9 protein-coding genes are annotated in these 10,871 nt (G+C 37.3%); 6 read left to right on the forward strand and 3 right to left on the reverse strand.

What is annotated here, in order from left to right; all coding sequences use genetic code 11:
• The 3 genes from purL to RLO81_RS10765 form a co-directional block, all read right to left on the reverse strand.
• A partial coding sequence (gene purL, locus RLO81_RS10755) for a phosphoribosylformylglycinamidine synthase (protein ID WP_350111285.1) occupies positions 1-1,984 on the reverse strand: 1,984 nt, incomplete at its 3' end.
• A gap of 57 nt (positions 1,985-2,041) precedes the next feature.
• On the reverse strand, positions 2,042-2,407 hold the full coding sequence (locus tag RLO81_RS10760) for a hypothetical protein (RefSeq protein ID WP_350111288.1): 366 nt from the start codon (positions 2,405-2,407) through the stop codon (positions 2,042-2,044).
• A gap of 34 nt (positions 2,408-2,441) precedes the next feature.
• Complete coding sequence (locus tag RLO81_RS10765; protein ID WP_350111291.1) at positions 2,442-3,245, reverse strand: alpha/beta fold hydrolase; 804 nt, start codon at positions 3,243-3,245, stop codon at positions 2,442-2,444.
• A gap of 57 nt (positions 3,246-3,302) precedes the next feature.
• Between RLO81_RS10765 and RLO81_RS10770 the strand changes: the two genes are divergently transcribed.
• The 6 genes from RLO81_RS10770 to RLO81_RS10795 form a co-directional block, all read left to right on the forward strand.
• Positions 3,303-3,881 (forward strand): RNA polymerase sigma factor, encoded by a 579-nt coding sequence (locus RLO81_RS10770; RefSeq protein ID WP_350111294.1) that lies wholly within the window; start codon positions 3,303-3,305, stop codon positions 3,879-3,881.
• A 2-nt stretch (positions 3,882-3,883) separates the two neighbouring features.
• The gene (locus RLO81_RS10775; protein ID WP_350111297.1) at positions 3,884-4,249 is read left to right on the forward strand and encodes a hypothetical protein; all 366 of its coding nucleotides are present in this window, start codon (positions 3,884-3,886) and stop codon (positions 4,247-4,249) included.
• 133 nt (positions 4,250-4,382) lie between these two features.
• Positions 4,383-5,006 (forward strand): TetR/AcrR family transcriptional regulator, encoded by a 624-nt coding sequence (locus RLO81_RS10780; RefSeq protein ID WP_350111300.1) that lies wholly within the window; start codon positions 4,383-4,385, stop codon positions 5,004-5,006.
• 7 nt (positions 5,007-5,013) lie between these two features.
• Positions 5,014-6,417, forward strand: coding sequence for a TolC family protein (locus tag RLO81_RS10785; RefSeq protein WP_350111303.1), 1,404 nt, complete (start codon positions 5,014-5,016; stop codon positions 6,415-6,417).
• A gap of 23 nt (positions 6,418-6,440) precedes the next feature.
• Complete coding sequence (locus tag RLO81_RS10790; protein ID WP_350111306.1) at positions 6,441-7,616, forward strand: efflux RND transporter periplasmic adaptor subunit; 1,176 nt, start codon at positions 6,441-6,443, stop codon at positions 7,614-7,616.
• A 4-nt stretch (positions 7,617-7,620) separates the two neighbouring features.
• Positions 7,621-10,871 (forward strand): efflux RND transporter permease subunit (locus RLO81_RS10795; protein WP_350111309.1); only part of this gene is annotated, 3,251 nt, incomplete at its 3' end.

Below are 10,871 nucleotides of genomic sequence, written 5' to 3' on the forward strand. Positions count from 1 at the left end.
CAATTGATAACCGGGAACCGGCCGTTGGATCAACTAATGCAGAAACAGGTGCATGTCCCATAGAGGTAGCAACTCCTTTTTTACCTTTATAATCGATAGCCATAACAGCAACATTATTTAGTGGTAACTGAATGGCTCCTGTGGTTTGCTGTGTAGCTACTTTTCCTGTAACTGATCGATCCACTTTGTTTGTTAACCAATCTTTACATGCTACCGCCTCAAGTTGTAGCACTTCTTTTATGTAAGCTGGGATGTCGGCAGTTTTATAATCAATTTCACTAAAAGCCGATTTTTGTTTTTTGTCTTCTAGTACCGTTTTAGGTGAGGACCCAAACATGTGCGAGAGTTCCCAGTCAATGGCATTTTTACCCGTTTCTTTATTCTCAAACTTAAAGTGATGGTCACCCGTAACTTCACCCACATCATACATAGGCGATCGTTCTCTTTCGGCTACTTCTCGAAGTGTTGCAATATCTTTTTTTCGCATCACAAGACCCATACGCTCTTGCGACTCATTTCCTGCAATTTCTTTGTCAGATAGGGTAGGGTCGCCAACAGGAAGTTTTTTAATATCGATTGTGCCACCGGTTTCTTCAACCAACTCAGACAGGCAGTTTAAATGCCCGCCAGCACCATGATCGTGAATAGAAACAATTGGATTGGAATCACTTTCCTGCATTGCCCTGATGGCATTCATGGCACGTTTCTGCATTTCTGGGTTGGATCGCTGAATGGCATTTAATTCAATGCTATTGCCAAACTCGCCAGTGGCTACGGAAGAAACAGCACCACCGCCCATTCCTATTCTGTAATTATCACCACCAAGAATTACGATTCGGTCGCCTTTTTCAGGAGTATCTTTTTTCGCATCCTTCTCTTTTCCATAACCGATGCCACCGGCCTGCATAATCACTTTGTCATAGCCATAATCTTTGCCATTCTCGGAATGCTCGAAGGTTAAAACACTACCGCAAATCAATGGCTGACCAAATTTATTTCCGAAGTCAGACGCACCGTCTGATGCTTTAATGAGAATATCCATCGGAGTTTGGTACAACCATTTTCTTTCTGGCATGGCCTTCTCCCAATTTCTATTCTTTTCCAATCGCGAATAAGAGGTCATATACACCGCTGTGCCTGCTAATGGCAAACTGCCCTTTCCACCAGCTAATCTATCTCTAATTTCACCGCCAGATCCTGTTGCAGCTCCATTGAACGGTTCAACAGTAGTTGGAAAATTATGTGTTTCTGCTTTTAAACTCAGAACAGTGTCTATGTCTTTAGTTTCGAAAAAGTCAGCTTTGTTTTGAGTTTTAGGAGCAAACTGTTCTGCTCTGGGCCCTTTTACAAAAGCAACATTATCCTTATAGGCAGAAACGATAAAGTTTGGATTAGTTTCAGATGTTTTTTTTATCCATTTGAATAATGATAAAGGTTGTTCTTCACCATCAATAACAAAAGCCCCATTAAATATTTTGTGCCTGCAATGCTCTGAGTTAACCTGAGAAAACCCAAATACTTCAGAATCTGTGAGCTTGCGTCCTAGTTGTTCAGCTACACCATTCAAGTAGTCTATTTCTTCGCTACTTAAAGCCAGGCCTTCTTTTTGATTATATGCAGCTATGTCATGAATTTCCAAAACAGGCTCTGGTGTTTTGTCAGTGGTGAAAATATCCTGACCCAACTCGTTATATAAAACCTGAAGCATTGGATCAAAATCATCATTGGCAGAATAAGGGGTGAATTCTTCAATACGTTCGATACCAGCTATACCCATATTTTGGGTAATTTCCACAGCGTTGGTACTCCATGGTGTGACCATTTCCTTTCGTGGGCCAACATACTGGCTCGTTAGTATAGTTTCGTTGAGTGGTTCTGCCTCGCCAAAGAGCCAGACAAGTTTTTTTAAATCTTCTGCTGTAAAGTCTTTTTTGATTCCTACCGCGTAAACCTGGTTAGTGCGACTGCGGAAAAATTTGATCATGAAATTGCGGGTTTCTGTAGCTGAATTTTTACACCCGCAAAAGTAGTTTTTTTCTAGCTAAAAATACTTCTTATAGTTTTCTTCATTTTGCCAAAATTCATGGCACTTGGCAATATGGTCGTCTCTAAAGCTTTCATCCTTTTTTAATTCTTTCCATTCACCCATTTCTAAGCGTTCACAAAGTTTAAAAAAACGATCGCCCTGACCATTTCTTTTATCTTGTACCATTGCACTTAATAGCGGTCTACCTGATTCGTGCTCATCTTCCGAAATCTCATCCAGAATTTCACCTAATAGTTGTTTTTCATGTTTGATATCCAGATTTAAACCTAATTCTGTTTGATTGATTAGTCTCCTGTATGGGATAGGAGAATCTCCGTTTTTGGCTAAAAAAATAAGATGATTTCTTACTCTGGTATTCACTTTTTTATGTGGTTAGTTAATATAATCAGCCAAACTAACAATTTTGATCTAAAAATGCAGCAGTATGCTCTATAAGGTTATTATGGCCACAATCTAAAACATGTGTTTTCTGTTTTTTTAATAGAGAGGTGAGCTTCTGCATACCATTTTCAGTGATTATTTTATCAAAAGCCCCTAAGTACATCGTGAATTCAATAGTATTCTCATTAATGTGCCGGGCAATGGTGTGCATGTCAAAAGTTAAATTCTTAAAAACCACCCATGAATAATATACCCTGCGTCTTTTCTTAATTGTATTCATTTGACTGGCTGCAAATTTAGAAATGCCTTTATCTAATAAGCCCATACGCTTAATTAAATCAAGGATATTGAAAAAACGCCCGGGTTTAACGATCATGCTTCTAAAGTAAGTTTGAAAGGCAACAGGGTAGGTAGCTAAATTATACCAAATTTGGGTCTGGATGCCGTCAGGAGCAAGCATTATCATTTCATCAACTCTTTTAGGATGTTGTTCTAATGTGGCAAGGGCAAATTTGCCACCCAGACTAAAAGCAAGAATGGAGAAATTATCAATATCATGTTCTTTGGTAAAATGATCGATCAAATCACCCCAATACTTCTTTTTTAACGGTTTATTGATATCGCCCCAATGACTTTTTCCATGGAAAAACAAATCAAAACTATACACCGTATATTCGTCAGCCAATGCTATGGCCATAGGCTCAAAAGATTCACCTGTTAAGCCAAAACCATGAAATGCCAGCAGTGCCTTAGGGCCATTGCCCAATTTATGATAGTGAATTACATGGTTTTCAAAAGTGATTGTTAGGCCTTTCATAAAATTAATTTCTAAACATATAAAATATTTTGGTTAGTCATTCGACTTATATGTTAGATGACAGAACAAAAGTCTTCTATATTACCTCTCTCCATGACACAACATCAGGAAGAAACGATAAAAAATCAACAGGGCAAATTGCTGGGATTTATTAAATCCAAGGTAAACAATATCGAAGATGCTGAGGATATTCTACAGGATGTCTTAGAACAATTTGTAGATAGCACCAGCGCTATTGAGTCAATAGAAAAGGCATCTTCATGGTTATATCGTGTGGCAGGTAATAAGATCATTGATTTATACAGATTTAAAAAAGTGAGAAGTAATCAAGTGATATATACCATAGAAAATAACGAAGAGGATACACCACTATTACTTAAAGACATTCTGCCTGACCTGGATGGAACGCCTGAGGATCAATACTTCCAAGATATTTTGTGGGAGGAAATCACACTAGCATTGGATCGACTGCCTGCTGAACAAAGGGAAGTTTTTGTTCTCCATGAAATAGAAGATTTAAGTTTTAAAGAGATTGAGAAAAAACTAAACGTGCCGGTCAACACATTGCTCTCAAGAAAGCGATATGCAGTACTGGCCCTAAGAAAAAAATTAGAAGATTTATATAACGATTTATAGTTATGAGACATAAAAAGAAAATTAAAAAAATAGCATTGATGATACTTATCATCCCAATTGTGATTGTGGCCTTTGTGTTTGTGGTAATGAGTTTATGGAATTGGTTAATACCTGATTTATTTAATGGACCAGTTTTAGATTTCTGGCAGACACTTGGTCTTATTATACTATCCAAAATATTATTTGGTGGTTTTAAAGGAGGCCGATCTCACAAACCTCATGGAGGTGAGTGGGGTGCTGGTTGGAAAAAGAGGTTTAAAGAAATGACACCTGAAGAAAGGGTTGCGTTCAAAGAGAAATGGCGTAATAAATGGAATTGTAAGCATCACTCAGCAACCAAAGAAGAAGCAACCAAAGTGGTTGAATAAAAAGTTTTCCACAAATGATAAAAAACCTTGTACTAATTGTAACCTATGCAATTAACCATCGTTGACAGAAAACTAAGGAAACTAAAAGAATATTAAAAGTTTCCGTAGTTTTGCGCTCGATTGAGAAAACGGTATGAGTATAGAAGAGAAAATAATTGAAGGGGCTGGAGAATTGTTTCAAAAATATGGAATAAGGAGTGTTTCAATGGACGACATTGCAAGACACCTTTCCATTTCAAAAAAGACCATTTATCAGTATTATAAAGACAAAGATGAGATTGTGTCGTTGGCACTGAAGAAGCACATGGAATTTGAGAAGTCAGAGTATGATCAAATTTTTGACAAAGGTTCGAATGCTATAGAAGAGTTGGCGAAGGTATCAAAATGCATGCGTAAAGATTTTAAAGAAATGAATCCATCGTTACTTTTTGATATGCAAAAATATCATCCAAACGCTTGGAGCATTTGGTTGAATTTTAAAAATGAGTACATCAAAAACCAAGTGATGGAAAATTTAAAAAAGGGGATAGCTGAAGGTTACTATAGAGAAGATATTAATCCGGATGTGCTGGCCAGAATGCGCGTTGAGCTGGTACAAATGGGGTTTAATGAAGATATATTTCCATCAGACCTATACAAATTAAGTGAATTGCAACTTTTATTTTTCGACCACTTTGTTCATGGAATTGTCACTGAAAAAGGGCGCGAATTATATGAGAATTATATAGTGAATGAATCATCAAACCAAAATAAATAGATCGGGAATGTTTAACAAATTAACGATTACTGTATTCGCTCTAGTTCTTTCCACCTTTAACATTAGGGCCCAGAATAAGAACGAGGTAATGAATTTGTCATTACAAGAATGTATTGATTATGCCTTGGCAAATAATGCCACTATAAAAAATGCCAAGTTAGACCGTGAGATTGCTGACAGGCAGGTGAAACAGACTATTGCAGATGGATTGCCTCAAATTAATGGAAACATTGATTTAGCATATAACTTTAATATTCAAACAACCCCGATTCCTGATTTTATATCCCCGTCCGTATACGGAGTGCTGTTTCAGGAATCTGTAATACCACAACGTGATTTAGGTGACCCTCAGGTTTTTCCTGCACAATTTGGTACGAAATACTCTGGATCGGCCACTTTATCCCTTGAGCAGATGATTTTTAATGGTTCTTATTTTGTAGGCCTACAAGCAGCAAGAACTTTTACCGAGCTATCGAGAAAGGATCACATAAAGTCGGAAATCGATATTGTTGAGGCCGTAACCAAAGCGTATTACTCTGTAATGGTTACGCAAGAAAGGCAAGAACTTGTGAATAAAAACTATTATCGATTAGATAGTTTATTAAAGGAAACATCAGCATTGTATGATAATGGATTTGCAGAAAAAATAGATGTGAACAGGGTAAAGGTTCAATTTAATAACATAAAGGTAGAGTTTGACAATTTTCAGCGAACACTGGACCTGACAAAAGCCATTTTAAAATTTCAAATGGGTATGCCGCAGGATCAGCCTGTTAATGTACCTATGAAATTAAAAGATGTTCAGTTTGACCTTATCACTGAAGATGAGTTTAGTGATTTTAATTATGGCAATAGAATTGAATATAGCCAGCTACAGACCAACAAAGATCTTGTTGAATTAGATGCTAAAAATACACGTGTTCAATATCTACCAAGTATTGATTTGTATGGAAGGATTGGTGCTACATCAGGTGCCCAGGCAACTTCCGATCTCTTTAATTTTAATGATAACTGGTTTGAATTAGGAGTTGTAGGTGTAAGAATGAACCTTCCCATATTTGATGGGTTTAGAAAACACAATATAATTCAGCAAAAGAAAATACAAGCCGAACAAATAGACAACTCATTTGTACAACTTAAAAATAGTATCGATTTAGAAATCAAACAGTCGTCAATCAATTATGACAGATCGGTTGACAACATGGTATTACAAAAAGAGAATATGGAACTAGCCGAAGAGGTATACAATGTTTCAAAAATCAAATATCAGGAAGGTGTAGGTTCTAGCATAGAAGTTACAAATGCAGATGCCGACTATAAAGAAGCTCAAACCAATTATTACGATGCCTTGTACTCTGCTTTAATTGCCAAAGTGGAGTTAGAAAAGGCCTATGGACAACTTAACAAATGAAAAACGCTACTAGATATACAACAATGAAAGTTACATCATCATTATTAATCATTACAACTGCCTTTTTAGCTGCTTGCGGTGGCTCGGAAGGATCGTTAGAAATGCTGGTTTCTGAAGGGAACCTCGAAGATATAAGAGCCAAGAAAAAAGAGCTTTCTGATCAGCAGAAGCAATTAGATAAACAAATAGCTTTACTTGATTCAGTTATCTCGGTAAAAGATACAACCAAAAAACTACCACTGGTTACCATCTTTCAAACCAAAGAGGAGGTTTTTAACCATTTTGTGGAATTACAGGGTGATGTTACTACCAGACAGAATGTGCTTATTTATCCAGAGGTTGCCGGAACTTTGAGAAAAGTATACGTCCAAGAAGGTGACCGTGTATCAGAAGGGCAATTGTTAGCTTCTATTGATGATGGCGGAATGAGTAGCCAGTTAGCTCAATTAAAAACTCAGCTTACTTTGGCTGAAACTACCTATCAGCGTCAGAAAAGGTTATGGGAACAAAAAATCGGAACAGAAATACAGTATTTGCAAGCAAAAGCTTCTTATGAAGCTCAATTAAACCAGGTAAAACAATTTGAGAGTCAGTTATCAAAATATACGGTAAGAGCTCCTTTTGCAGGTGTAATTGATGATGTGGCCAAAGATCAGGGAACTGTTGTTGCACCGGGTGGTCCAGGTTCTGAAGTTTTTAGGCTGGTAAATTTATCAGACATGTTTGTAGAAGTGCTTGTGCCGGAATCATATATATCTGACATAACTCCGGGAAAAGAAGTGAAGGTGTTCTTTCCTATTTTAGGTAAAGAGGTGAAATCTAAAGTCAGACAAACTAGTAATTTCATCAATCCTTCAAACAGATCATTTAGTGTTGAAATACCGGTGCCTAGCCTAAACGGACTTGTAAAACCGAATTTAACTGCCAAAGTACACTTAAATGATTACACGAATAACATAGCCATTTTAATACCTCAAAGTGTTATTTCAGAAAATTCTGACGGTGAGCAATATACCTACATTGCCTCAAATTTAAACGGGGAAAACATAGCCAAAGCACAGAAGAATATCATCCAGACAGGAAAAACACAGGGCGATATGGTAGAGTTTATTGGTGGTTTAAAGGCTGGAATGAATGTTATACAGGAAGGTGCAAGAAGTGTACAAGATGGGCAAGAAATAAAAGTATTAAAGAAATAATTTCATGGAAGATAAAAAGGTCAATAAAGAGTTTAAATTATCCTCGTGGGCTATAGATAACGCCTCAGTTATCTATGTAATGATTGCCATATTTCTTTTTGTGGGTATTCAATCATATTTTGATATGCCTCGTGAGGATTTTCCTGAAATTAAGGAAACGAAAATATATATCAGTACTCCGTATCCGGGCAATACAGCTGAAGATATTGAGAGACTGATTACTGATCCGCTGGAAGATAAGCTGAAAAATGTGAGTAATGTAGTAGAGATACTATCCACATCGCAAGAAGACTACTCCATAATCACAGTAGAGTTTGATGAAACACTTAGCGTAGAAGCAGCAAAACAGAAAGTGAAAGATGAGGTGGATAGCGAAGTGGCAAGTGAAGATTGGCCATTATTCAATGGGGCTAAAGTAGAGCCAAATGTCTTTGATTTAAGGCTCTCAGAGGAATTTCCTATTATGAATATCAATATTACTGGTGATTACCCTGTAGAGAAGTTAAAGGAATTTGCAGAAAAGTTGCAGGATGATATTGAAGACTTGCCGCAAATAAAAGCCGCTGATATCCGAGGAGCCCAGGAAAAAGAGGTTGAAGTTGCCGTAGATATCTACAAGATGATGGCAGCTCAGGTGAGCTTTGATGATATTCTTAATGCCATTAGAAATGGTAATATGACCATGTCTGCCGGAAACATTAAAAATAGTGGCCAGCGAAGAACTATCCGTGTATTAGGAGAAGTAACTAAACCATCGCAGCTTGAAAATTTTGTAGTAAAACATCAGGATAATGCTCCTGTTTACCTGAAAGACGTGGCAACAGTAAGCTTTACTGAAGAAGATAAAACTACCTATGCGCGGGAATTTGGCGAAAGCGTTGTGATGTTAGATGTGAAGAAACGCTCAGGTAAAAATATGATTATTGCTGCCCGGCAAATAAGAAAAATTATTGATGAAGCAAAAATTGATTATCTGCCAAGTGATCTGGAAATAAGTATCTCAAACGACTCTTCGACAAAAACGCTGAACCAGGTTGAAGATTTAGTAAACAATATCATTTTCGGGATTATTCTGGTTGTAACTGTTTTGATGTTTTTCTTAGGGTTTAGAAATGCTCTGTTTGTTGGTTTCGCCATTCCCATGTCCATGTTTATGTCTTTCACCATATTATCGGCATTAGGCTATACGATGAATACCATGATTCTTTTTGGGCTTATCATGGGGCTTGGAATGTTGGTTGATAACGGCATTGTGGTTGTTGAAAACGTATTCCGATTAATGGAGCAGGAAGGGATGTCTCGCATTCAGGCAGCCAAAAAAGGTATAGGTGAAATTGCGTATCCAATAATTATTTCAACGGCAACTACTGTGGCTGCTTTTGTGCCGTTAGGCATGTGGCCGGGTGTAATGGGCGAGTTTATGAAGTACTTTCCAATTACATTATCCGTAGTACTTGGTTCATCTCTTTTTGTAGCCATTTTTATGAATTCCATGTTGGTTTCCAGGTTTATGGAGGTGGGCAAAAAAGAACTTAAAAGAAAGCAATTGATTAGGTTAACAGTAGTTCTTGGAGGACTAGGTTTATTCTTTTTGTTTTTTGGTGGAGCCTGGAGAGGACTAGGAACACTAATGTTTACCAATGTTGTATTGTTCTGGTTGTATAAATATGTAATTAAAAAAGCTGCTGACAGATTTCAAAGAAATTTTTTGGTTAGACTCGAGAACTTTTATGAGCGAAGAATCGCCCATTCTTTAAGAAAGAATAATGTCTATTGGTATTTTGGGTTAACAGTAGTAATGCTTGTTGTTGCTTTTATAACCTTCGGTATGTCGGTAGGTTCAGGAAGAACAAAGGTTGAGTTTTTTCCAGACAATACGCCCAATCAGATCATTATTTATATTGAATATCCTCAGGGAACCGCCATTGAAAAGACCAATGAAATCACAAGGGATATAGAAAATAGAGTTTATGCGATTGTGAGAGATGAAGAGTACAAAGATGGCAACTATAATTATATGGTGGAATCTTCAGTATCTCAGGTGGGTGAAGGCGCAGGGAACCCAATGACTGAAGGGGGCTCTTCTGCTGAAATGCCTCATAGAGCTAAAATTACTACCTCCATGAGAGAATTTAAATATCGTAGAGGCAAAGATTCAGAAGTTTTACGCCAAAAAGTTCAAGATGCACTCAAGGGTATTTACCCAGGAGTATCAATAAGTGTTGAAAAAGATCCTGTTGGGCCACCTGCAGGGTACCCCATTAATATTGAACTGGAAGGTGATGATTATGATGTATTAATTACCACAGCCGAAAGAATGAGAAATTTCATTAATGGTAAGAATATAGCTGGTATTGAGGAAATTAAAATTGATGTAAACAAAGGCAAACCTTCTATGCAAGTAGAGGTTGATCGTGAGAAAGCCGGTGAGTTAGGCATTGCTGTTGGGCAAGTAGGAAGCCAGTTGAGAAGATCTTTATTTGGCGAAAAGGCAGGCATCTACAAAAAAGATGGTGAAGATTATGACATTAATGTGAGGTTTAACGAAGATATACGCTACAATAAAAGCGCCTTGTTTAATCAGCGAATAACTTTCAGGGATCAGGCTACTGGTCAAATAAAAGAGGTTCCGATTTCTGCTGTTGCACATCAAAAAAACACCTCAGCATTTAGTGCCATTAAACATAGAGATACAAAAAGAGTAGTTACTGTTTACTCTGGGCTACAGCCTGGTTATACAGACGCTGGAGCCATTGTTTCAGATATTCAGAAAGAAATGGAGAGCTTCAAAGACTTACCAAAAGGAGTAAGCATTGACTACACAGGTCAGATAGAGGAACAAAATAAACAAATGGCATTTTTAATGGGTGCATTCTTTAGTGGGTTAGGCCTAATTATGTTAATTCTTGTATTCCAATTTGGTGGCATTTCTAAGCCAGTTATAATCATGTTGGCCATATTCTTAAGCTTTATAGGTGTATTTGGCGGACTGATGCTAACAGGATGGTCATTCGTAATTATGATGACTATGATGGGTATTATTTCATTGGCAGGTATTGTAGTGAACAATGGTGTGGTGCTTTTGGATTACACACAACTACTCATCGATCGTAAAAGGCATGAGCTGGGTATTGACGATGAGGAAATGCTAGAAAAAGAAACAGTGAAAGAACTCGTTATTAAAGGTGGTAAAGCCAGGCTTTGTCCTGTATTATTAACAGCCATTACCACTGTGTTAGGTCTAATACCTTTAGC

The organism is Fulvivirga sp. (assembly GCF_040220315.1).
In the GTDB taxonomy this organism is placed as follows: domain Bacteria; phylum Bacteroidota; class Bacteroidia; order Cytophagales; family Cyclobacteriaceae; genus Fulvivirga.